General features: G+C 69.4%; 23 protein-coding genes and 1 pseudogene. 9 read left to right on the top strand and 15 right to left on the bottom strand.

Translation table 11 applies throughout. From position 1 onward, the window contains the following. Positions 1-374: 374 nt before the first annotated feature. Both SSNG_RS36160 and SSNG_RS36155 read left to right on the top strand, forming a co-directional pair. The gene (locus SSNG_RS36160; protein ID WP_042804706.1) at positions 375-1646 is read left to right on the top strand and encodes a hypothetical protein; all 1272 of its coding nucleotides are present in this window, start codon (positions 375-377) and stop codon (positions 1644-1646) included. 297 nt (positions 1647-1943) lie between these two features. Continuing rightward, the gene (locus SSNG_RS36155) at positions 1944-2366 is read left to right on the top strand and encodes a hypothetical protein (protein ID WP_007268949.1); all 423 of its coding nucleotides are present in this window, start codon (positions 1944-1946) and stop codon (positions 2364-2366) included. Between the two features lie 61 nt (positions 2367-2427). On the opposite strand, the gene SSNG_RS36150 is transcribed toward SSNG_RS36155, so the two are convergent. Further along, positions 2428-3276 (bottom strand): hypothetical protein, encoded by an 849-nt coding sequence (locus SSNG_RS36150; protein ID WP_007268948.1) that lies wholly within the window; start codon positions 3274-3276, stop codon positions 2428-2430. 401 nt (positions 3277-3677) lie between these two features. Between SSNG_RS36150 and SSNG_RS36145 the strand changes: the two genes are divergently transcribed. After that, the gene (locus SSNG_RS36145) at positions 3678-4388 is read left to right on the top strand and encodes a hypothetical protein (RefSeq protein WP_007268947.1); all 711 of its coding nucleotides are present in this window, start codon (positions 3678-3680) and stop codon (positions 4386-4388) included. 465 nt (positions 4389-4853) lie between these two features. Here SSNG_RS36145 and SSNG_RS36140 read toward each other — a convergent pair whose 3' ends face one another. Then, the gene (locus SSNG_RS36140; protein WP_042804705.1) at positions 4854-5207 is read right to left on the bottom strand and encodes a hypothetical protein; all 354 of its coding nucleotides are present in this window, start codon (positions 5205-5207) and stop codon (positions 4854-4856) included. A 406-nt stretch (positions 5208-5613) separates the two neighbouring features. Between SSNG_RS36140 and SSNG_RS36135 the strand changes: the two genes are divergently transcribed. Next, positions 5614-5976, top strand: coding sequence for a hypothetical protein (locus SSNG_RS36135; RefSeq protein ID WP_042804704.1), 363 nt, complete (start codon positions 5614-5616; stop codon positions 5974-5976). A 172-nt stretch (positions 5977-6148) separates the two neighbouring features. On the opposite strand, the gene SSNG_RS36130 is transcribed toward SSNG_RS36135, so the two are convergent. From SSNG_RS36130 to SSNG_RS36100, 8 genes and pseudogenes are all read right to left on the bottom strand, one after another. Further along, positions 6149-6619 carry a hypothetical protein gene (locus SSNG_RS36130; protein ID WP_007268943.1) on the bottom strand — a complete coding sequence of 157 codons (471 nt, stop codon included), beginning with the start codon at positions 6617-6619 and terminating at the stop codon, positions 6149-6151. A gap of 438 nt (positions 6620-7057) precedes the next feature. Then, positions 7058-7387 carry a hypothetical protein gene (locus SSNG_RS36125; protein WP_007268942.1) on the bottom strand — a complete coding sequence of 110 codons (330 nt, stop codon included), beginning with the start codon at positions 7385-7387 and terminating at the stop codon, positions 7058-7060. 288 nt (positions 7388-7675) lie between these two features. Further along, on the bottom strand, positions 7676-7927 hold the full coding sequence (locus tag SSNG_RS36120) for a hypothetical protein (RefSeq protein WP_042804702.1): 252 nt from the start codon (positions 7925-7927) through the stop codon (positions 7676-7678). A gap of 89 nt (positions 7928-8016) precedes the next feature. Next, entirely contained in the window at positions 8017-8631 is a 615-nt protein-coding gene (locus tag SSNG_RS36115; RefSeq protein WP_007268940.1) for a GNAT family protein, read from the bottom strand. Beyond that, positions 8628-9464 carry a ThiF family adenylyltransferase gene (locus tag SSNG_RS36110; protein WP_206731431.1) on the bottom strand — a complete coding sequence of 279 codons (837 nt, stop codon included), beginning with the start codon at positions 9462-9464 and terminating at the stop codon, positions 8628-8630. Before SSNG_RS36110 ends, SSNG_RS36115 begins: the two co-directional genes overlap by 4 nt. 30 nt (positions 9465-9494) lie before the next feature. Then, positions 9495-9710 carry a hypothetical protein gene (locus SSNG_RS43150; protein ID WP_050780069.1) on the bottom strand — a complete coding sequence of 72 codons (216 nt, stop codon included), beginning with the start codon at positions 9708-9710 and terminating at the stop codon, positions 9495-9497. Between the two features lie 704 nt (positions 9711-10414). Then, positions 10415-10666, bottom strand: a pseudogene (locus SSNG_RS44565) (hypothetical protein). After that, positions 10663-11397, bottom strand: coding sequence for an HNH endonuclease family protein (locus SSNG_RS36100; protein ID WP_347232520.1), 735 nt, complete (start codon positions 11395-11397; stop codon positions 10663-10665). The pseudogene SSNG_RS44565 and the gene SSNG_RS36100 overlap by 4 nt, the downstream one beginning before the upstream one ends. A gap of 341 nt (positions 11398-11738) precedes the next feature. Here SSNG_RS36100 and SSNG_RS36095 point away from each other — a divergent pair, with 341 nt between their 5' ends. The 3 genes from SSNG_RS36095 (at position 11739) to SSNG_RS36080 (ending at position 15157) form a co-directional block, all read left to right on the top strand. After that, positions 11739-12134, top strand: coding sequence for an ATP-binding protein (locus SSNG_RS36095; RefSeq protein WP_042804701.1), 396 nt, complete (start codon positions 11739-11741; stop codon positions 12132-12134). A 407-nt stretch (positions 12135-12541) separates the two neighbouring features. Beyond that, positions 12542-13417, top strand: coding sequence for a helix-turn-helix transcriptional regulator (locus SSNG_RS36090; protein ID WP_007268935.1), 876 nt, complete (start codon positions 12542-12544; stop codon positions 13415-13417). 1428 nt (positions 13418-14845) lie between these two features. Beyond that, positions 14846-15157 carry a hypothetical protein gene (locus SSNG_RS36080; RefSeq protein WP_007268932.1) on the top strand — a complete coding sequence of 104 codons (312 nt, stop codon included), beginning with the start codon at positions 14846-14848 and terminating at the stop codon, positions 15155-15157. A 260-nt stretch (positions 15158-15417) separates the two neighbouring features. On the opposite strand, the gene SSNG_RS36075 is transcribed toward SSNG_RS36080, so the two are convergent. The 3 genes from SSNG_RS36075 to SSNG_RS36065 form a co-directional block, all read right to left on the bottom strand. Then, positions 15418-15639, bottom strand: coding sequence for a hypothetical protein (locus SSNG_RS36075; protein ID WP_007268931.1), 222 nt, complete (start codon positions 15637-15639; stop codon positions 15418-15420). A 211-nt stretch (positions 15640-15850) separates the two neighbouring features. Continuing rightward, positions 15851-16048: a hypothetical protein gene (locus SSNG_RS36070; protein WP_129593432.1), complete on the bottom strand. Its 198-nt coding sequence runs from the start codon at positions 16046-16048 to the stop codon at positions 15851-15853. Between the two features lie 458 nt (positions 16049-16506). After that, positions 16507-17532, bottom strand: coding sequence for an ATP-dependent DNA ligase (locus SSNG_RS36065; protein WP_241695334.1), 1026 nt, complete (start codon positions 17530-17532; stop codon positions 16507-16509). 575 nt (positions 17533-18107) lie between these two features. Here SSNG_RS36065 and SSNG_RS36060 point away from each other — a divergent pair. Next, a complete protein-coding gene (locus SSNG_RS36060; protein WP_042804698.1) occupies positions 18108-18521 on the top strand; it encodes a hypothetical protein in 414 nt (137 codons plus the stop codon). Between the two features lie 57 nt (positions 18522-18578). Then, positions 18579-19118, top strand: a complete 540-nt coding sequence (locus SSNG_RS36055; protein WP_007268927.1) for a 2'-5' RNA ligase family protein — start codon at positions 18579-18581, stop codon at positions 19116-19118. Positions 19119-19181: 63 nt separating this feature from the next. Here SSNG_RS36055 and istB read toward each other — a convergent pair whose 3' ends face one another. Together istB and SSNG_RS36045 are read right to left on the bottom strand one after the other, a co-directional pair. Further along, positions 19182-19976 carry an IS21-like element helper ATPase IstB gene (istB, locus tag SSNG_RS36050; RefSeq protein ID WP_007268926.1) on the bottom strand — a complete coding sequence of 265 codons (795 nt, stop codon included), beginning with the start codon at positions 19974-19976 and terminating at the stop codon, positions 19182-19184. Next, on the bottom strand, positions 19973-21025 hold the full coding sequence (locus SSNG_RS36045; RefSeq protein WP_241695333.1) for a hypothetical protein: 1053 nt from the start codon (positions 21023-21025) through the stop codon (positions 19973-19975). The genes istB and SSNG_RS36045 overlap by 4 nt, the downstream gene beginning before the upstream one ends. Positions 21026-21028 lie beyond the last annotated feature (3 nt).

The raw sequence follows: 21028 nt of genomic DNA, 5'->3' as shown, positions 1-21028 counted from the left end.
CCGCTCCCTGAGCCGGACCGGCATCCGAGGCCCCAGGCGTCACGCCCGGGGCCTCCCCCGCACAGCCACGACCTCCCGCCAAGCCCGCCTCGCCGCCGAGGACTCCGTCACGGCGCCCGGGGAACCCACCAGGACCCGCTCCCCCGGTCGGCGCCCCCTGAGGGCCAGGGCCGACTGAGGATCACTGACCAGCCATCACCGACCGTTCCTTCCTGCTCGCTTGGGGCGGCCCGAGAACACCGGGCCGGGCCTCGCACACGCACTCCATATCGGCGCGACTAGGCCCGGTAGCAGTCAGAGGCAGGGTTCACGTACATGGCGCGAAATGTACGGTGCGTGATCAACCGAGCACGATGGAGCATGATACTGGCGCCATGTCTACGATTCCCGAGGGCAACTTCACCATCGTCAACAACGAGACTGGCCGGGCCGTACGTGTGCGCCTGGGCCGCACCAGCGACGTCAGCGACCACAAGGAGGGCACCAAGTACCTCCAGTACGTCACTGGAAAGCCCACCCTGGAGCTGGGCGAAGCCGACAACAGCCCCGCCACTGTGTGGTGGCACAACGGCTCCGAGCAGATCGTCAGCCACGCCGTCGGCGAGTATCAGAACATCGGCGACCACTGTGTGTGGCTGCACGCCAGCACCGAGCGCGAGATGGACGACCTCTTCGACACCAACCGGGCCTTCACCAACCGGCTCGACGACATGCCCGCGGACCTGCGCGACCGCCTCGCCCCGCTCATCCCCGCCGAGTGGCCGACCATCCAGGAGCGCAGGCGCGCCGAACGGGACAGTCAGCCGTGGATCCAGGCGCGGGAAAAGGGCCGCGCCGGCGCGGAAGCCGAACTGGAGGCATGGGCCGCCGAAGACAATCCTCCCAGCGCCACGGACCTCACCGTCCTGCGCGCCTACCGGCTGGGAATCGCGGAGGAAACCGGCCTCACCCTGGCGGAGATGAAGGAGCTCAGCCAGATGTCCGACTACGAGCAGCAGAGGATGATGAGGACCTACTCCCCGGCGAAGCAGGAGGCGCTGCGGAAGGGGATCGACAAGCAGATGATGGAAGTGGTCGAGCGCCTGGAGCGCGATCCGCGCGCCCATCAGGTGCGTGTGCGCGCCAGTAACCTGCTGCCCGAAATCCTGGAGCGCCGCGCCGCAGCCCAGGCCGCCACCCCCCATAACAACCTCCACGCGTGGCACTCCCAGTGCGCCTACCGCAAGGTCACCGGGGGCGCCATCCGCTTCACCAGCCCCCATTACGAGACCGACGAGGACCAGCGCATCGCCGCCGCCCTGGACACCTACCTGGAAGCGGCCGCCAAGGAAGGCATCGTGCCGCCGGTCATCGCCGCCGACTCCACCACCCGCGTACACGGGTGCGGAGCCATCCGTTACACCGGGGCCACCTACGGATGGACCTACGACGGAACCTACATCTACGGCGCCGACAGCAAGACCGTGCCCTCCGAGCAGACCTACTGGACCGACGCCGACGGATACCTGGTCGGGAGGCCCAAGGGCGGCAAGGGCCAGACCTGGTCCATCGTGAAGTGGACCCCCACGCCCAGGCCCGGCACCGACGTGTCCGAAGCCGCCCTGACCGGCCTCTTCGGACCGATCGGCAATATGCTCGGAATCTGACCCGGCCCACCGCAAGAACACCGGACCACAAGCAGCCTCCGGCTCTTCGGCCTCGGCATTCGGTGAGCGCGTCGTCTGTTCGACGGCCCTCGGCTACAGCGTTCGCTGATCCCCGCCAGTCCGCGCGGCTGGCCGACGGTGCCGACGGTGATGTGGCCGCTTCACCGCTTCGGGTGGCGGGTTCTTCGTGGTCGGGGGTGCCTTGCCGGCAACCACACAGCCCCAGTGGTCTGAGTCGGCTATACCGGAGCGGGGCCGACTGCCCTGTCCGTCGTAGGAGAAGGAGTCCACCGCCTCATGACCGACGCCGCGAACACCCCTCCCGCCACCCGTGCCGCCCGCGTGATCACGATCGTCGCCGTCGTACTCGGTGTCGCCTACATGGGCTTATTGGCCTTCATCTCGGTGCCTGAGCTCACGGACTACATGAGCGGCCGGGACATCGACTTCCCGGTGTTCCTGGCCATCGCGGCCGTCGCCGGCCCCGCCCTGTTCTGGGCCTACATCGGCCTCGGCTTCGGGCTGAGCAAGACGGGCTGGGTGGCCGGACTCGCCCTCACCGGCATCCTCACCGCCCTCACGTACGGGTGGCTCCTCGCCTCCTCCAACGGCCACGGCTTCGCCTACTGGCTGTTCCTCACCCTGATCGTCGCCACCAACCTCGGCGCCTTCTGCGTGGTCCCCTACGCCCTGGTACGCGGCACCATCAGGAGCCACTGACCCGCCAGGCCAGGACCGCACTTCGCCCGAGCCGCCGGCCACACCACCTACCGGCCGCTCCTCACCCTGCCTCTCCCCACCGCCCGGCGAAGTCCTCCAGGGCGCGGCGCTGCTGTTCCTCGCGGGTGATCTGCTGGGCGAGGACGTCGCGGTCGATGTACGGGTCGACGGCGGCGAGGACCAGGCGCTGGAGTTCGTCCGGCTCCAGCGCCTCCACTTCCCACTGGACCGGGTGCTCGATGTCGAAGCCGTAGCGGCGGGCGAAGGCCGGCCACCTCGGGTCGCCGCGCTTGCCCTCGGTCGCCGGGAGGCCGTAGGCGCGCATCTGCTGGTAGGTGAGGAGCACCCGGGTCACCGAGCTCCAGCAGCCCGTGCGCTCCACCCAGTCCCGCTCGATGTCCTCGCCGGAGCAGTCGAAATCACCGACCACGAGTAGACAGGCTCCGCGTTGCTCGTGGGCGACGCGGTCGCGGACGACGTCAGCGTAGGACTGGGAGCTGAAGCCGCGGACCACGAGCACGGGGATGCCCGCGAACTCGAGCCAGCCGGTCAACTGCTGCCGGAGGGTGTCCTTCTCCGCCGCGACGTACAGGGCGTGCTCCTGGCCCGCCGTGCGGTCCAGCCGGAACCAGGCGGGCATCTCCCGCACGAAGGCGTCCGCGTCGGGCCAGGCCGGCGGGACGTGGACTTCGCGGACGGTGTCAATCAGGTCGGGGAAGCGGCCCTCCCTGCGGGCCTGGGCTAGCTGCGCGGACAGCCGACGGTACATCGGCGGAGTGTGCGGCAGCACGCCCTCGGCCGCGAGCCGGTACATCACCTGTCGCAACGTGACCTTGAGCGGCGCGTACCCGTCGACAATCTGCCGCGCCCGTTCCACGACGAGGGGCCACCGGATCCGTTCACGCGCCATACCGGTACATGTACCCCTGCGCGCGGCCGCCGGCCCCCGGGATACGGATAGACCTCTCCCCTCGGCTATCGCGAGGTAAGAGGTGTCGTTTTCCGAAGGGGGCTTGCCCACGGGCTCTGACCTGCGCGAATGGAAGATCACCGGATTCGGGGGGTCCCACCTACGGTCACACCTGCGGTCCCCCGCCTAGTGCACCCGTGCAGACACCTCTCCAGCCCCCTTCCGGTGCACCCCTCCTGCAGCTCGGGATGAGTCCGGCGGCCCTCCCGGCCGGGGAGGCTTGCCCAGGTGCGCTGAACGGGTGGAGGCCGGGCCTGTGGCGTGCCTGGGCCGCCGGGCAGCGGTTGTGGGTTCAGCGGACCGATCCGGCCCGTGCACGGATCACGTTTGCGAGGCAGGGCATGGGACGACACAAGCTGCACAAGCCGCGCGCGCCGCGTAGTGAGGGCGGGCGGCCGACGGAGTGGTTCGGCACCGCGTTCCACTCCGTCCTGGGGATGGTGCACCTGGACGTCCGCCGGTCCGGCAACGGCATCCTGATCACCTCCTCCCCCGCCGAGATCGACGGGGCCCCGGCGTCGTGGCAGCTGCGCCTGCGCAACGACGACGAGGGCCAGGGCCTGACCGAGATGGGCACGGCCTTGAAGGCCGGGCGCGGGCACGTCTACAGCGTGAGCGAGGAGCCCGGCGCCAAGACCGTCCTGGCGTTCCTCCCGAACCACCCCGAGCAAGGCGTCGGCACGCTGGCCTGGGTCCGCACCAGCGAAGGCCCAGACGGCGACGACGTCGTCTTCGAGCGGTCCGCAGAGCGTCCGATGGCGCAGTGGGCCGAGGCCGGGGAGAACCTCCTGCGGATCGTGCCGCTGCTCGGCCCGGACGCCCCGGCCGGGGACGCAGTCGATGACTGCCTGCCGTGCCCCGGCTGCTACCGGCCCGTCTACGACAGCTCCTCCTCGCACACCCTCATCAGCGCCACCCCGTTCCCTCTGGCCGGGTTGTGCAGGCTCTGCGCCGACGGCACCACGCTCCGCTCGCTGCGCCAGGCCGACGGCGTCCCCATCGACCCGGAGCAGCTCGTCGTCCTGGAGACCGTGGCCGCCGCGATGGCGTAGCCGGGCCGCCGGCCCTGGGCAAGCCGCCCTCACAGGTGGCTTGCCCAGGCACACAGGCTTGCCCGGACGCCAGATTCAGCATCGGGACCATACGCTGCACCAGGGTGGGCGCAGCTGGCCGGTGTCTCTCCTGGCTAGCTCTCGGAGGGTTTCGCGGACGGCGGCAGGGCCATGTCGAGGAGCGCGTCGATGGTCTTCTCGCCCAGCTTGCTGTCGAGGTGGAGGGATCGGCGGATGAAGCACGAGAAGGTCGTGCACGGGCCCGCCAGGCTCGTTGCGGTACGGCCCGGCGTAGGGGTAGCCGAGTCGCTCGTAGGGCGCGCGGACTTGACGCCCGCAGCTCCCGCGCGCGGTGGCAACCGGCGGCTGCCTCCACGGGCGCGATGATCATTGAACCATCGCGCCTGCTGGCGGATCGGGAATGATCCTTCAGGCTAGCGGCGAGCGCCGGCGAGAAGTGTCCCGTTACTTTGGCTCGGTGGTGTCATAGGCCAACTGGGCTCCGGCGAGCCACCCCTGATAGCCAAGGACCAGGCTCCCGCCCGCGAGGAGGTCCTCGCCGCCGTCCAGCACCGAGTCGATGGGCGCGGCGGTGACACGCGCGACGGCGACTCCCTCCTGGTTCACCACGGAGATCCCCGCCGGGATGAACTTCCCGCCGCTGACGACGATCACGGGCACCCCATCGCGGTACTCGATCGCCAGGGTCCCGATGTCCTCGGGCCGTACCTGCGACGCGGGAACCAGCACGGCCTCGCCTGCCGTCGCCTCCAGCCTTACCGGAGCCGGCCCCTTGGCCTCGGGCGTGATCTCAGACATGCCTCTCCTCACCGGTCGGCTCCCTGCCGACCGAAGCGAAGCGTCCCAGGTCAGACATGTTCCAACAACGACACTTCCGGCCCGATGGCCGAGAGGGCGCGGCGCGCTTCTGATCTATCACTCGAAGCGGATCCCCGACCCCGGCCCCGGCCCCGGAAAATACGACGGCGGGTGCCGCTGACGCCGGCGGGCCGCGGACGGCTGGCGGTGGCGTGTCGGCCCCCCGCCCGGGCCTGGGGATATCGCAGCGGGAACAGTAGGCAGGAGGAGGCCCACCGACGCAGGGAAGCCGTCCGGTGTGCTTCAGGTCCGCTCAAACCGGGGGTTTGACCCTGGCACGTGACAAAGCGGGCTTGCCTGTTCATACCGTGTGATGTGTCACTCCCCTGCTGAGCAAGGAGTACTGGTGTCCAACAGCTTCCAGCTCGACCAGATCCCGCACGGTTTCGCGTTCACCGAGACCGGCGCGCTCATTCACTACAAGCACACGATCATCCTGACCGTGCCCCCGCCCAACGCCGGCCCCTGGGGCGACACCTGGCTCAGCTTCGGCTGCGCCTGGGCGGACACCAAACTCGGCGTGAGCATCTACACCAACGGAAGCTGGGGCGGCGTGTCACCCCGCAACGTCCCCGACAACGGCAACCGCCTCGGAGAGAAGCTCCCCGCCGGAACCCAGAAGATCCTCATCGGCCGCATGAAGATGGGACCCGCAGACTCGGCGGACGACGTACCGATCAGCTGGCTCCTGGAATACCTCGGGACCTGATCCGCCCCACCGGTGCCCCGGACCGCCCCGCTCCAGGGGCCGGGCCGGGGCACCGTCGATCAGTCCAGCTTCGGTGACAGACGGTCCAGATCCAGTGCCAGAGGACAGGCACTCTCGGCAGTGGACAGCACCACGGCAGCGGGGGCCCGGCGGATTCCGTCGCCAGGAGGAGTCACGCGGTGATGGCATCCTGAACGCTAAGGCCGACGCCCGCCATCCAGCTCGCGCCCGGCCTTCCAACGAGCGTTCGCCGGCGCGCGCGGCCGGCTTGCTCGAGGGTGTCCGCCGCCGCCGCGATCCGCTCCCGAACCGCAGCGGGGGCGTGCACGGGCGCGGTCACCACGAGGTCGCCAAGCGCGGCCAGCTCCGAGCGATTCCGGATCGGCTGTGGTCGGATATCCGCCATGAGATCGGCCTTTGAGATGGGCGTAGCGTCACACCGGCTGGCGATTGGGGTCTCCGCCTGCGCGATCATGGGGGCATGGAAGATCGGGAAGGGAGCGAGCCGGACGTCTGGGTGGACGGTGACGGGCGGCGCCTGGTCGTGCACGTCGGCGGTGAGATGGACATCGGCCTCCCCGATGCTGCGCGACGCCCAGCACGCGGCGATCACCCAGCCCGGCGGGCCGGACGAGATCGTCATCGACCTGACCGGTCTCCTTCTGTGACTCCGCCGGGCTGCACGCCCTCATCATCGCCCGCCAGACCGCGACCGACCACTGTCGGTACATCAGCCTGCGTCGCCCGCAGCCCCAAGTCCTGTGCCCGCTGAAATGACCGGCGCCGATACCCTCTTCCCCGTCATCGCGGCCTGACCGGGTTGGCGCCCCCCCGGCACCGACGGCACGCCGGGCAACCCCAGCCCGGTGTGCGGGCGGTGGCAGGACGACCAGGGGGTCCACGCACAGAGGGGCCCGGCCGGCGCAATCCACCCCAGCCGGCCCCGCCACATCCGCCCGCGCCCCGTCGTCACGCCTTCGCGGAGGGCACCACCGGGACCAACTTGTGCTGACCGCCCGCTGCGGGCGGCAGGCGCAGCGAACCACGGCACTCCGTCATCCCAACCGAGAGCGACGCGTCATCACTCGACGACGGGAACGACGGCCGTCGGCTGAATCGGCGAGGGCCGGTCGAAACCATGGGCATAAACGCCGCGGCTGGACACCGGCGCGAACCCACCCGCCACCGTGCCACCCCCCGTCATCAAGGCGTAGGCCCGGGCAAGTTCCGCCAGCGCGGCCGACGCCTGGCCGGCAGACTTCTCGGCGACGAGCTCCGCCTCGGCCCCGATAGCGGCCAGCAACTTGTCACGGGCCTCGACAGCGGCAGGCGTCACATCCACCGGTACCAACGCCGGAATCTGCTGTGCCTCCTCGGCGACGATGCCTGAGTTCATTTCGGTGCTTGTCACAAGAACATCCCTTGAACGTGTCCGGTCGGGGCCCGGCTCTGCGGCCATACCCCACACATCAAAGAGAACCCGATCAACTACACACAGCGATAGAACAACATCCCGCCACCAGGCCGAAATCATCCGTGAGCAGGCTCACCTGGCAGCCAACCCCCTTCTCGATCGGCGCCCGACAGCATCTGGCCGCCCCACTACCGCTGCGCGCGCATATGTAGGCAATTTGCGCCCCGCCCCAACGCAGCGACGTCCCGAATGGAAGGTCATGAACATGACGTCCAGCTCCCAGGGTCAGGTGGTGGGCGTGCGGGGTGTTAGGCAGAAAGGGCGGACGGCTTCGGCGGCGTGGATGATGCGTTCGACGTCCTGGTCGGTCAGGTCACTGTGCAGGGAGAGGCGCAGTGCGGTGCGGTTACGGGGCGTGGCGGGGGGTGTGAAGACGGACCCGACCTTGGGGGTGCGGTGCGGGTGGCGGTGGGGGCGGTGCCCGCACCGCGCGGTCAGCGCCCCGGCCAGGGGTAGCGGCGGGCGGGGATCGTCCACTCCTGATCCGCCCGGCCGGGTACGGCCCGGCTGGTGCCGGCCCAGCGTGCGGCGAGCTTGGCGAAGCTCGGCTCCGGCGTGGTAGGCCGTCACCGAGAGGCCCGCTCGAGGAGCCGGAGCGGGCTGTCGAGGATGGCGAGTTCGGTGTCGGTGGCTTGGCGTTTCCACTCGGGGGCGACAGCGGCGTAGGTGGTGACATCGTGCCAGCAGCCCTGGGTGCGGAACAGCTGGCGAAGGGTGGCCTCGCGGCGCAGGCCGGCGGCGTGCATCACCTGGGCCATGCGGTGGTGGTCGGTGCGGTGGCCGGCCCAGATGCGGTGCAGGCCCAGGTGTCCGAAGCCGTAGGCCATCAGCAGGCGGCCCGCTTCGTGGCCGTGGCCGCGTACAGGGGCGCCGGGCAGCAGGACGAGGCTGGTGAGCATGGCGTTGCTGCCGTAGTCCTCGACGAGCAGTCCCATGGTGCCGACGAGGGTGTCGTCGTCGGGGGCGCAGACGGCGAGGGTGTATTTGCGGCGCGGGTGGGTGTGGGGCTGGGCGAGGTATTGGGCGAAGGTGTCGTGGGCTTGGGCGGTGTCCATGCGGTCGATGCCCAGGTAGCGGGTGAGGACGCGGTGGGTGAGGATTTTCGCGAAGGCGTCGTGGTCGCCCGCGTGCAGTTCCCGCAGCCGCAGGTGCTCGCCGCGCAGTTCGGGGATGCGGTTCACAAGGCGGCTCCGCTCGGTACCGGCGCGGCAGCCGTGGCGGGGATGAGGGCATCGAGGTCGACCCAGTGGCGGCCCGAGGGCAGGGGTTCGCCGAGCAGGATGCGGCGGGCAGTGTCTGTGACGAGGGCCGCGCCGAGCATGACGCCGCTGGCCAACTGGGGCCAGCTGGCCAGGGTGCGGCCGACACGGGTGAGGGCGTCGCTCATGGCGGGGCTCAGCCGCTGCTCGTCGACGATTCTGAGCAGGAAGCGGATGGCTTCCTCCCGGTCCAGGCCCGCCACGTCGGCGGCGGTCGTGTCCCCGATGCGGCCGTGGAAGAGCGGGCGGTCCCCTTCGAGGTCGAAACGCTCGATGTCGAGGACGCCCCGGTCGTTGGTGTCCATCAGGACCGGGACCCGCCGGTGGCGCGCGTGCTCGCGGGCGGCGACCTTGACCCAGGGTGTGTCGCATTCCTCGACGAGCAGGTCCAGGCCGTGGTCCTGGTCGCCGAAGAAGTCCTCGACGTTGTCCTCGTTCACCCCGTCCCGGTGGACCTCGATGTCCAGGTAGGGGTCGAGCTCATACATGCGCCGGGCGCACAGCACGCTCTTCTCCAGACCGAGTTCATGGACGCCGGCGCGCAGCCGGTTGAGGTTCGACAGGCCGAGCCGGTCGAAGTCGGCCAGCCGGAAGGCGCCGCCGACGCCTTCCATGGCGCAGGTCAGTGCGGCGCTGCTGCCCACCGACAGGCCGATGACGCCGATTCGGCGCCGCAACAGGCCCTGCTGCTGCCCGCGGGTGATCTTGTCGCGGTTGCGGTCGGTGCGGACCAGGCGGAACTCGGCCTCGGGCAACACATGGACCAGGCGCCCCGACCACGGATATCAGGCCCACCTGCCGTACCTGTCGGGCCGGCCCGACACGACCTGCGCGACCGCCCGGTCAAGAGCCTGCGGGCCGAAGGACTCACCGGGCGCCTGGCATCGCACGAGTTCGGCGACCTGGTCCTCGATGCGGTCGTGGACCTCGCGCACCAGGGGCGAGCCACGCAGCACGGACAGGGCCTGGGCGCCGGGAGGCTGCGACGGGTCCAGCAACACCGGACGAAACGATTCACTGGCCTGGCGGGGCGAAGGAAGGACGAAGGGGACCGGCTCCGGGCCGGAAGGAAGCGACTGAGACACGACGATGACGCTGACAATCCAAGATCACTCAACCCGCGGGATCACCCGGCGGGGGCGCACTCGACTTGATCTTCTAGCTGAATGCGCCCCCCTCGAAGTACAGGGCCGGCAGAGGCGCCGGAACAGTTCCGCCAGGAGCGGCTCAGGCAGCTGCCCGCCGGCGGCAGGCCCGGGGCAGGGCCGGTCAGGTGCCAACCGGGGCTTCGGTGGCGCGAAGCCTATGGTGTGCCGCGACCGGGCCAGCGGCACCTGCAGTCTTAGCCCACCCGCCGCACAGTCGCGGGCCGGCTGCTGACAGCCCTGGGGGAGTCAGCCGAGGCGGCTCCGTCGGCCGCAGCCGGGTCCCGCCGGTCCAGCCGAGGACTGCCTTGGCCAGGCGTTCTTGGGTGCCTCGGTCGAGGGGGAAGTTCACCTTCGAGGAACCCGGACAAGTCGTGCAGGACCAGGTGTCTGCTGCTCATTAAAACCTCACCGTGGCGGTCTCGCGGGGGTGTGCGGCGGGGCGGACAGGGCCTGGCTGCCGTCGTGCTCTTGGTCCTCGGTCTGCTGGGCGAGGAAGCGGGCGCAAGCTGTCGCGCATCTCCGGATGCACGGCCGTGCGCTCGGTGGCGGCCAGGAGCTCAGTGAACGTGGGGCCGTACAGCTGCTGCGCGTTCAGCGGCATCGCATGCCCTCAGGATCGGCACCATCCGGGCCGGGATGCGGATCACCCGCTCGTGCGCGGGGATCCCCGCCTTGTGGCCGGCTACTCACTCCGTTTGGTCGACCAGGGCGGCAAGTAACTCGTCGGCCTCTTCGCCCTGCAGAACCAGGTCCGCGGACTCCGCCTCCACCCACACCGTCGGAGATCCCTCAGGGGTAGGGCCGGTCAGGGGGCGGGCTCATAGACGACGGTGGTGTCGGGGCAGTCCTCCGCCAGACCCAGCAGCGCCTGCCGCTCGGCCTCGTCCGCGGCCAGGTCCCAGCGCAGCTTGGTTCCCACCCATGTCGCGGCGTACTGGCAGTGGTAGCCGGCGGCCGGCGGGAGCCATTGCGCCGGGTCCTTGTCCGCCTTGGAGCGGTTCGACTTCGCCGTCACCGCGATCAGCGTGTCCGGGGAGGCCTGGTCGTTCGCGTACGCCTCACGACGGGCCGCGTCCCACCCGTAGCCGCCCGAGTCGTGAACTTCAGCTAGTGGGACGAAATGATCAACGTCGATGCCTGCTGCGTCGGTCATCGTGACGTCGTCGTAAGGGCTCAGCCACAGGCCGCCTGACATCTTGCAGCCGGCTGTCACCTGTGGGGCCTCCAGGGCTTCGGAGAGGATCACCTCTCGGCGGGTGTCGCATCCGTCGGTGGCGTCGAGGCCGCGGTTCCAGTGCTTGTACAGACTCCGCGTGTAACCCTCACGCTGCTCCTCGGCGACCGTGATCCGGTCGATGGCCTCGAACAACGGCAAGGGCGCCCGCACCCCCAACGCACCGGAAGCACCCGCTGCCGCCGGGGTCGAGGCAGGCGCGGCGGCCGGGCGGTGGTCGGCGTGGGATGTGGGAGCGGCGGTGAGCAGGGGCAAGGCGGCGAGAGCGAGCGCGGGCATGCCACGCAGCATCAGATTCTTGATCACATGGGTGGGTGTAGCGCGCCAAGCCAGTGTCTGGACATGGCGCGGGCCGCCAACTCACCCGGGTGGGTGGCTCAATTCACCGGCGAAACGATCTTCCCCTAAAACCGCCGCCGGTTTAGCAACGTGGTCAATGCCCCGGCCCGGGACAAGACGAGCGCTCCAAGCACCTGTCCGGAGACCCGGCCATAGCAAGTCGCGGCCGCCGCGGGCGGTCAGCCTCGTTGTCCGGGGCACGGCCTGCTGACCGGTCGGGCCGGTGTGCGGTGCGGGGGCCCTGATGCCGGTTCGCCCGCATCCGGGCCATCAGGGTGGGCAGGCGCGGGGCGAGGGAAGGAGGTGCCATGCAGACGCCCGTGCTTGATCAGGGGCTGCCGGCCGTCGATGGAGCCGCCGCCTCGGCGCGTGAAGCGACCCGCGGCTTCCTCACCGACGCCGCGCGTGCCCGGCCTCCCCGCCACCAGGGAAGCGCCGATATCGTGCTCCTGGTCGTCGGCGAGCTCGTCGCCAACGCGATCCGGCATACGAATGGACCCTGCACCCTCCACCTCGCACTGGACGGCGAGGACATCGCCATCGCCGTCGCCGATACCAGCCCAGACCGCCCTCAGCCGCGCCCGCCCCACACTGACGGCACCGGCGGATGGGGATGGATCCTGATCAACCAGCTCGCCACCAACGTACACATCGAGCCGACACCTGGCGGCGGCAAAACCGTCCGCACCCGCGTCCCCTGGTAGCGCGAACCGCCGCCGACGGTTCGGAAGCCTCCCAAGCCAGCTCCGGCCGGACCTGGACCGCGTCCAGGACGTCACGGATCCCCGTACGAATCACGCGCCCCTACTCGGCCTTAGGACATCTTGCAGCCGTCACCGGCGGTATTGACCTCGGACGGCAGGAGTCGCGTCTGAGGGCCCTGGTGCAGCCCTTGACGCTGAGATTCTCGGGTAATCCGGCTTTTCCGGCAGATAGGTTGAAGGGCATGGCATCCGGGTGACTCCTGCCCAAGCTGTGCACGCAGCTGCGTTCGCGCGCGATGACACTCGCCAGCAGGCCCCTTGATCGTCACTGCGCGGCGAATACGTCCGCCCGGCCGTGGCATTCCCGCGCGGCTGACAGACCAGTCCCGAGCCGGAGGTAGACCGCCGTGGCGGTGCACGGAAACCCCACCGTCAGACGACGGCGGCTGGGCACGGAGCTGCGCCGGCTCCGTCTAGCCAGCGGTCTGACCAGTACGCAGGTGGCCGAGCATCTGTTGATCTCCCAGCCCAAGATCAGCCATATGGAGAACGGCCGCCGCGCCATCAAGCCTCGCGATGTGCGGGACCTGTGCGCCCTCTACCAGGTCGACGACCCGCGGGTCGTCGAGTCGTTGATGCAGATGGCCAGGGAAGCGGACCGGCAGGGCTGGTGGGTGGCCTGTGGAGAGGTCCCGTACGCCGTCTACATCGGCCTGGAGACGGAAGCCTCCTCGATCCGCTCCTACGAGCCCCTGGTGATCCCGGGCCTGCTGCAGACACCGGCCTACGCCCGGGCCGTCATCGAGGAAACGATCCCTCTGGCCACCCCCGAACAGATCGCCGTGCGTCACGATGTCCGGCTGCGCCGCCAGTCCCGGGCCCACCACCCGGCCCGCCCTTTCCGCTTATGGGTCGTGCTGGACGAATCCGCACTGCGCCGCGTGGTCGGCAGCCCCAAGGTCATGCGCGAACAGCTCGAGTACCTCAACCACCTCGGCACCCAGCCGCACATCACCGTGCAGGTGCTCCCGCACAGTACGGGAGCCCACCCGGGCCTCTCGGGACAGTTCTCCATCCTCGACTTCCCCGACGCCGCCACGGGGACGGTGTATCTGGAACGGTTCACCAGCGACCTCTACCTGGAGAAGCGATCCGACGTTCAGCACTACAGCACCCTGTACGACCACCTCCAAGCCCAAGCCCTCAACCCGGAGCACGCCCGTCGCTTCATTGCCAGGGCCGCGCTGGAGCTGTCGGCCGCATCGCTGCCCGGCCGGCCGTGAGCACCCGACCGGCCCCAGGTCACGGCAGCGAGTCCAGCCGCTCTCGCCTCTCGCAGGTACAGCAGGGTCGGGGTGTCCCGCGACGGCAGCCAGATCGGCCAGCAGGGCTCGGATGCGGGCGGCGCTACCGTCACCGACCGCCTGCACGACCTGCTCGACCGCCTCAACGAAGGATCGATGCCCGCCGGACTGGCCGGGGCCCACCCAAGGCCGGCCGATCCGGAGGGCTCACCGGACGGCTCACGCCCGCGTGTCTGGCGCAGGTCGCCACATGGGCTCCCTCGAAGACCGACTCCTGCGTGAAGGGTCTCGCTCACACGTGCCATAACGGGGTCGGGGCGAGCCATCTTGTGCGAGGGGTGAAAGGCCTCGCGGCGGGCGCAGTACGGGGGCTGAACCGCGTCCGACCTGCCGCACGATCCCCGGCTGCGGGCGCTGGCCACCTACTTGCTTTTCGAAGACCTCTGGCCGGCTCGAACTGCTGGGCCAGTCGCTGCTGATGTGTGGGGGCTCAGGACCGTCCGCGCCCGGTCCGAGGCGCGGACAAAGCCAACCGTGACCGTCACGAAATGTGGGCCACAGCCAAGTTCACAGATCCTCATCAGCGGCACGGCGCCCGTACCGCAGCTGACCCACCCCGTGGTCAAACGATGGGCGGCACCGCGGGTCAGACATAGTCACGGGGACTGCCCTACTCATCCGCCAGAACTAGCAGTTGACCGCCGTCCGCGGATTCCTTGACGCTGTATCCCAGCTGGACCAACAGCCCCGAAACCGCAGCATGCACGATCACCTGCAAACCGCCCGAGGCGCTGGGCTGGCCCTTCGCTAGTGAGGCGAACCCATCGGAGGCCGCCCACCTCACCAGCACCCCGGCCGGCACCGCCGTCACCACAAGCCCAGGCCCACTGTCTTCTCCGGCCTCGCCAACCACTTGGAACCCCACCTGGACCAAGGCATGCCGAACTCGGGACAGCAGGTCAGACGACGCACAGGACACAGATCCCGCCTACCCCCATCCGGCTGGATCAAGCCATCGAGCCTAGACACAGACTCATCTACGCGGCCGTGACCAGCTCAGACCAAGCAACCGAGGCATGGGACAAGCCATACGGCCTGATGGACAACCACACACGGCGTCGCGCTCCCCCACACCAGGCTCGGTGGGCCGTTGCCGTAGCCGCCCCGAGGATGCTGGGCACCATTGATCCCCCATCGCCCGCAGGTCGCAGCGTGTCGTCGGCTTGTGAACTTCAAGGTGGGGGGACCAGGCAAGCCGGGTTCGGAGGCCTACCGGATCGATTTATCCTTTACGTGACGTTTACTCGCCCGTTTCCGGGTAGTCGCCGGGTGGGACGGCGTCGATCTTGACGCGATCCCGACCCGTAGAGCGCACCACGTGCTCCGCGCAAGGATTGGACACCTGCCATGACCAACGCGAACCCGGGCGGCACCCCCCAAGGTCGCCGGACCTCCAGTGCCGAGGTTTCCGGACACGGGACACGCCGCCTGTCGACCGAGACGAAGTCGGCCTTGAAGACGACGGAGTTCTTCGTCTACATCGCCTGCGTGATCGCGGTCCTGATCGCCTCCATGCTGGTAGGCACCGAAGAGGGCCACCTCGACTACTTCCGCGCCGACAGGGCCTGGCTGTACATCGTGATCCTCACCTTCGGGTACATGATCAGCCGAGGGCTGGCCAAGTCGGGAAGCCGTGACCACTACGACAACCACTCCTGACCCGCGGCCGAAGGACGTCGGGCTCGCCTACCAGCGGGCCGGGGTTCCTCGTGCAGGCGGCGGATCCGCAAACGGGTGATACCAAGCCCACTGCGGTCTTCACCCGCTCGCCCGGGGGAACGTTCATCGGGTGAGGTGAACACCGGGGCCGGCTGCCCGAGCCCGGCCACTCCACAGCGGACCGCCCCCTACCGGCCGTGAGGCCGGGCAGAGGGCGGCGCAGAACCAGACGGCGGCTCCCGGTAGGGCGGGAGGGGCCGTCAATCCTTGGCGATGGCCAGGCCGAGGAAGATCCCCACCACCAGCGCGACACTGCCGACGGCCATCACCGACCACGTGCCCGCCTGCGTGGCACCGAACGTCGAGGTCATCCCCGCCTGCGTCGCCGCCTGCGTGGCCTGCGCGCCGGCCATGGTCGCCTCCTGGACGGCCAAAGACGTCTCCAGCGCGTGCACCTTGCTCTCCAGCTCGGACTGCTCCATCGTCCGTTTCCTCTCTCACGGCGTGCCGGGCCGATCCCGGCATCACCGTCCATCGCTTCCCCATCGCACGGACGCAGCCGCGCCGGCCGCCCGCGGTGCACTCGTTTGCCGACGACCCCACCGGGGGGCCGAGGACACCGGGGCCGGGCTGTGTGGAGCGGGGCCGCAGGGACGTGCGGCACCCGATCCGCCGAGGAGCGGCATGGAGGGGTCACGCGGCGTCCGGCGAATGTCCTCCCGGGGGCCTCTCCCACTCGGTGGCCAGGACATCGACCAGGCGGCGCAGCGAGTGCAGCGCACGGTCGTCGGGGGGAACGTGGCGCAGGACGACGATCGCGTTGTTGTCCAGGGCCCGGAGCAGGCGGCCGGCGTAGACGATGTTGCTGGCCTCGCGGACAGCCGTGCGCATCGACTCCTCCGTCCACGGCATCCGCGCGAGACCTGCGGCGAACTCCGCCTCACCGTCCGACGGGGTCCAGTGCCCTTGTTCATGCGCGGTGAGCAGACGCGTCGCGTCGCGTTCGAGCGCTCTCCAGGCAACATCCGCAGGACCGAGCTCGTCCCGTTCTCGGCCGGGCCTGCCGACCTGGCAGTACGCACACAGACCCACTCGGCGGGACGGCCCCGAAGCGGGACGGAAGGTGACAGTGAAAGCTGGATCGGCGGGGGCCCGGCCGTCGGCCGGGCACAGATGGCAAGCGGGCGCGGCGGCCATCGGCCACAGGGGCCTGACGTTGCCGGTGGGGAAGATCGGATCGGTCACCCGTGCCCAACGACAGGCCGCCCCGGCCGTGCCGCAGAACAACGCCCGGGCAGGGGCTGAGGTTAGGTCCAGGACCCAGGAGAGCGAAATGGCAGGGGCCGGCTTCACCCGGCAGCCGCAGTGCGCCCCTCCCCGAACCCAGCCACGTCCTCAGCACTCACGTCCAGGCGCAGCCGCTGGAATCGCATCGGGTGGCGGAAGACGCCGCCCCTGTCGATCGAGGTATCGGCGCTGACCTCCGCCACGAGGTGCGGGCGGACGAGGGTGACGTCCAGGACGTCACGGGTCCCCCACGCCGAGGCGAACCGCACCCCCGTCCACGGATGCCTTTCCCCGGCCGGAGCCAGGTGCTCACCGACCGACCGGGAGACCTCCGGAGCCAGGGGGACGGTGCGGCCGATCGCGTGCAGGCGGCCCGCCTCGTCGCGGCGGCCGAGGACGAGCAGCTGCGGGCGGGCCAGGGTGCCGGTGACGGCGCCGACGATCCCTTCGGTGGTGTCGCGGCGGCGTACCTTCGTCCAGCCGCGGACCGAGGGCCGGTAGGGCTGGGACATGCCCTTGACCACAACCCCTTCGAGACCAGGCACCTCCGTCCACGACTCCAGCCACTCCCGGGCCTCGGCGACGTCGGTGGTCATCGGACACAGCGTCCACGGCGCGGTCAGCCCACGGGCCGCGAACAGGACCTCCAGCCGGCGCCTGCGCTCCCTATAGGGCAGGGTCAGCAGCTCGGTGGCGCCGTCCACCTGGAGAACGTCGAAGGCCACGAAGAAGGTGGGCAGGCGCGCCGCGAGAGCGGGCGCGGTGCGGGCGCGGGCGGCGGCCCGCCGCTGCAACCCCTCGAATGACAGTCGCCCGGCCTCGGCATCCCACACCAGCAGCTCGCCATCGAGGACCAGGCCGCCGGGGAGCTGCTCGGCGGCCGCGACCAGATCCGGGAACCGGTCCTGGATCAGCGATCCGCGGCGGGTCTGCAACTGGACCCGGCCTCCCGCCTCGGCGGGGGTGAACAACAGCGCGCGGTGGCCGTCGAACTTCTGCTCGTACGCGACCGGAGCATGTGGGCGTACGGGCGGGATCTCCTCTGCGGCCTGCGCCAGCATCGGCGCCACCGGCGGGTACAGCGTCACCCCAGGGCCTCCTTCGTCATGCCCTGCTTCCAGGGTCCGCCGCCACAGCCGGGACCGGCACGGTACGCGCCCGGGAGGGTCGTCCATACGAGGGGCCGGCGGAGTAGGCGGGACGCAGGCCGGTGTGCGGCACAAGGACGGAATTGCGGCAGAACGCCCTCGGCCGCAAGCCGGTACATCATGGCGCAGCGTGACCTTGAGCGGCGCGTACCCGTCCACGATCTCCCCTGCCCGTTCCACGACGAGGGGCCACCGGATCCGAGCCATACCGGTACATGTACCCCTGCGGCGGCGCTGGCCCCCGGACACGAGACAGACCTCTTCCTCCGGCTATCGCGGACAAAGAGGTGTCGTTTTCCGAAGGGGGCTTGCCCACGGCATCTGACCTGTACGAATGCAAGATCACCAGATTCGGGGGGTCCCACCTACGGTCACACCTGCGGTCCCCCGCCTAGTGCACCCGTGCAGACACCTCTCCAGCCCCCTTCCGGTGCAACCCCTCCGGATCGAGGTACGGCCTACGACTGGTGCGGAGCCGCACGAGATGATGCCCGGTGAATGCTACGGAGGCACGGTTGATCATCTTTGATACGAATGCGGTGAACCTTCTCCCGCCGTCCGGTCTTCGGGCCGACATCATCCGCAAGTTGCGGCAGTCCGGCCATCACAAGGTGGCCGTGCCGTGGATGGTCATGGAGGAGCTGGTCGCCCACCAGACGAAGCACTACCCCGACAAGTACCGGGCCGTCGTGAACACTCTGGCGAAGCTGCGCGAGGCACTGCCGTGGGAGTTGAAGAGCTCCCTGGAGCCGCTCGACCTGAACCGCCTCGTTGCCCACTGGCGCATGGCTTCGTTCACATCAACCGACAGCGTTTGTTCGTGGGTTCCGGCGGCGTTCAGTGATCATCGGCACTCTGGATGTTCACGGGAAATAGCGGCAGCACCTTGGTCGTCCCGCTCGTCGACCGGCTTCGGAGATCGGTCGTGATCGTTCGGCGGAAAAGGAGCCGTGCTGTCTGCGACAGAGGTGACACCATGCGGTGTCATGGCAGATGACAGCACCAGTACGTTTCAGGCGGGCCAGACGGGGCTCATCGTCCGGATCCCGGAGGCGGAGCCATCCGTCCGCGGGTGGCGTGAACGGCTCGACCCCTCAGCCCAGGCCGGGGTTCCAGCCCACGTCACCGTGCTCTTCCCGTTCCTCGATGAGAGCCGAATAGATGCGCTCGTCCACTCCGCTCTCGCGGACGTGCTGGGCAGCCACCAGGCCTTTGACCTGCGGTTCGAGAGATGTGGACGGCTCCCGGAAGTGCTGTATCTCGTCCCCGAGCCTGACACGCAGTTGCGGCAGCTCACGGAGGCGATCGCTGATCGTTGGCCTGAGGCTCCGCCGTATGGCGGCCGGTTTGCCGAGATCGTGCCGCACCTGACCATCGCTCAGGGTCAGGAAGACGCCGTCCTGGAGGAGATCGAGGCCGACCTCGCCGGCAGGCTCCCGTTCACGTCTCACGTCGCGTCGGTTGAACTCATGGTGCACGACGGGGTGAAGTGGCAAGAGAGGGCGTCGTTCGCACTCGGAGAATGAAGCAGGTCAGAGGCTTGGCTGGTCCGCTGCCCCTTGGAGCAGCGGCCCAGCAGGGGGCTTCGGTCAGCTGGCTGCAGCGTGCTCAGCGCGTGCTCGGGTGCTGGCGAGGCGGTAGGAGTCGGTGCCGGTCTCGATGATGGTGCCGTTGAAGGTGAGACGGTCGACGATGGCCGCGCAGAGACGGGGGTCGGTGAACGTCTTGGTCCAGCCGCCGAACGACTCGTTGGAGGCGATGGCGACGCTGTTCTTTTCCTCGCGTTCGGTCAGGACCTGGAAGAGGAGTTCGGCGCCGCGGCGGTCGAGTTCCATGTAGCCGAGTTCGTCGATGCAAAGGAGGTCGACGCGGCCGTAGCGGGCGATCGTCTTGGAGAGCTGCTTCTCGTCGGCGGCTTCGACGAGCTCGTTGACCAGCTTCGTGGCCAGCACGTACTTGACCCGGTAGCCCGCCATGGCCGCCTCGGTTCCCAGGGCGATCAGCATGTGAGACTTGCCCGTCCCGGAGTCGCCGATCAGGCAGAGCGGCTGACTCTTCTTGATCCATTCGCAGCTGGCGAGCGTGTGGATGGTGGCGGCGTCGATGTTCGGGTTTGCGTCGAAGTCGAAGGTCCGCAGGGACTTGTCCCGGGGGAAGCCGGCTGCCTTGATCCGGCGCTCAGAACGGCGTCGGGATCGGTCGTCGCACTCTGCCATCAGGAGCTCGGCGAGGAAGCCGCGGTAGGTCATCTGGTCCTTCAGAGCCCGGTCGGCGATGTCGGAGAACTCGTTTCTGATCGAGGGAAGCCGCAGCAGGCGGCAGGCGGTGTCGATGGCCGTGGTGGCGGCCTGCTCGGTCAATCCTCGCTGGCGGGGCAGGGTCACTGTGCTTCTCCCTCGCGGTGTTCACCGCCGCTGGCGCGACGGCGTCGGAGCAGTTGGTCGTAGTGGGTCACCGAGGGCAGAGGCCTGGTGTCCGGGGGAAGATGCGCGAGCCGCCACTCGTGCAGAAACGTCACGGTCGCCTCACCTGCGGCGCCGGCCCGTGCAGCGGTCCCGGTCGGCTCGTCCTCGGCCCGGGCGACTTTGCGGGCCTCGAGCGCGACCGCGTCCGCGGTCAGGGCCCCGGCCCGCAGAGCCATCGCAAGGCCGGCGACGAGGTGCTCGTGCGAGACGTGGCGGGCCAGCAGCAGCACCTCGATCAGGGCCCTGGTGCCGGCGGTGTCTCCGTGGGCCCTGACCGCCGCTGCCCACCAGGCGTCATGGACCGGGGTGAACTTGCCTGCGGAGCGGGCCTGTTCGAGCGCGGTGGCGCCGGGGAAGGCACCCGGCTTGCGGATCAAGGCTTCGAGGTAGTGGTCCAGATCCAGGCGGCAGCCGCCCTTCGCGATCAGACGCTCGTGCCGGGCCACTTCCACGTTCCGGTCATAAACCACCAGGTGGGAAGCGTGCAGCACAACCCGGACGCGCTTGCCGATCAGCCGGACAGGTACCGAGTAGCGGTTGGTGCGGACCGCGATCTGGCTGTAGCGGTCGACCCTCGGAGTGAAGAGACGGCCCGTCTCGAAGGACTCTTCCGGCAGCGGCATCAGCAGCGGCCGCTCGACCTGGAAGTACTCGTCGATGGTCCGCGGCCGCGAACCGATTCGGCGCCGTCCGTCGTGCAGGTCCCACTGATCGACCAGCTCGTTCAGCTCGGCCAGCGAGTCGACCTCGGGCACCGGGGTGAAGTGGTTGCGGCGGAAGTAGCCGATCTGGCCCTCCACTCCGCCCTTCTCGTGGGCGCCCTCGATGCCGGGCCGGCAGTAGAAGCTCTCGATCCCGATCTTCCGTGGGTTCGCGAATTCTGAAGGGTGGTCGCGACGAACCCACGGTGTCAGGAGATCAGTTTGCCGGAACGAAGACGATGGTTCAGAGCTTGCAGGTTGCGACAAGAC

It is taken from the genome of Streptomyces sp. C, from assembly GCF_000158895.1.
In the GTDB taxonomy this organism is placed as follows: domain Bacteria; phylum Actinomycetota; class Actinomycetes; order Streptomycetales; family Streptomycetaceae; genus Streptomyces; species Streptomyces racemochromogenes.
Note: the sequence above shows the minus strand (reverse complement) of the source record. Positions and strands in the feature narration are given on the sequence as shown.

Excerpts from the sequence above, each read along its gene's own strand:
- SSNG_RS36160 (WP_042804706.1), top strand. The coding sequence starts at position 375 with ATGTCTACGATTCCCGAGGGCAACTTCACCATCGTCAACAACGAGACT.
- SSNG_RS36155 (WP_007268949.1), top strand. The coding sequence starts at position 1,944 with ATGACCGACGCCGCGAACACCCCTCCCGCCACCCGTGCCGCCCGCGTG.
- SSNG_RS36150 (WP_007268948.1), bottom strand. The coding sequence starts at position 3,276 with ATGGCGCGTGAACGGATCCGGTGGCCCCTCGTCGTGGAACGGGCGCGG.
- SSNG_RS36145 (WP_007268947.1), top strand. The coding sequence starts at position 3,678 with ATGGGACGACACAAGCTGCACAAGCCGCGCGCGCCGCGTAGTGAGGGC.
- SSNG_RS36140 (WP_042804705.1), bottom strand. The coding sequence starts at position 5,207 with ATGTCTGAGATCACGCCCGAGGCCAAGGGGCCGGCTCCGGTAAGGCTG.
- SSNG_RS36130 (WP_007268943.1), bottom strand. The coding sequence starts at position 6,619 with ATGACGATCTCGTCCGGCCCGCCGGGCTGGGTGATCGCCGCGTGCTGG.
- SSNG_RS36095 (WP_042804701.1), top strand. The coding sequence starts at position 11,739 with ATGCAGACGCCCGTGCTTGATCAGGGGCTGCCGGCCGTCGATGGAGCC.
- SSNG_RS36080 (WP_007268932.1), top strand. The coding sequence starts at position 14,846 with ATGACCAACGCGAACCCGGGCGGCACCCCCCAAGGTCGCCGGACCTCC.
- SSNG_RS36075 (WP_007268931.1), bottom strand. The coding sequence starts at position 15,639 with ATGGAGCAGTCCGAGCTGGAGAGCAAGGTGCACGCGCTGGAGACGTCT.
- SSNG_RS36070 (WP_129593432.1), bottom strand. The coding sequence starts at position 16,048 with ATGCGCACGGCTGTCCGCGAGGCCAGCAACATCGTCTACGCCGGCCGC.
- SSNG_RS36055 (WP_007268927.1), top strand. The coding sequence starts at position 18,579 with ATGGCAGATGACAGCACCAGTACGTTTCAGGCGGGCCAGACGGGGCTC.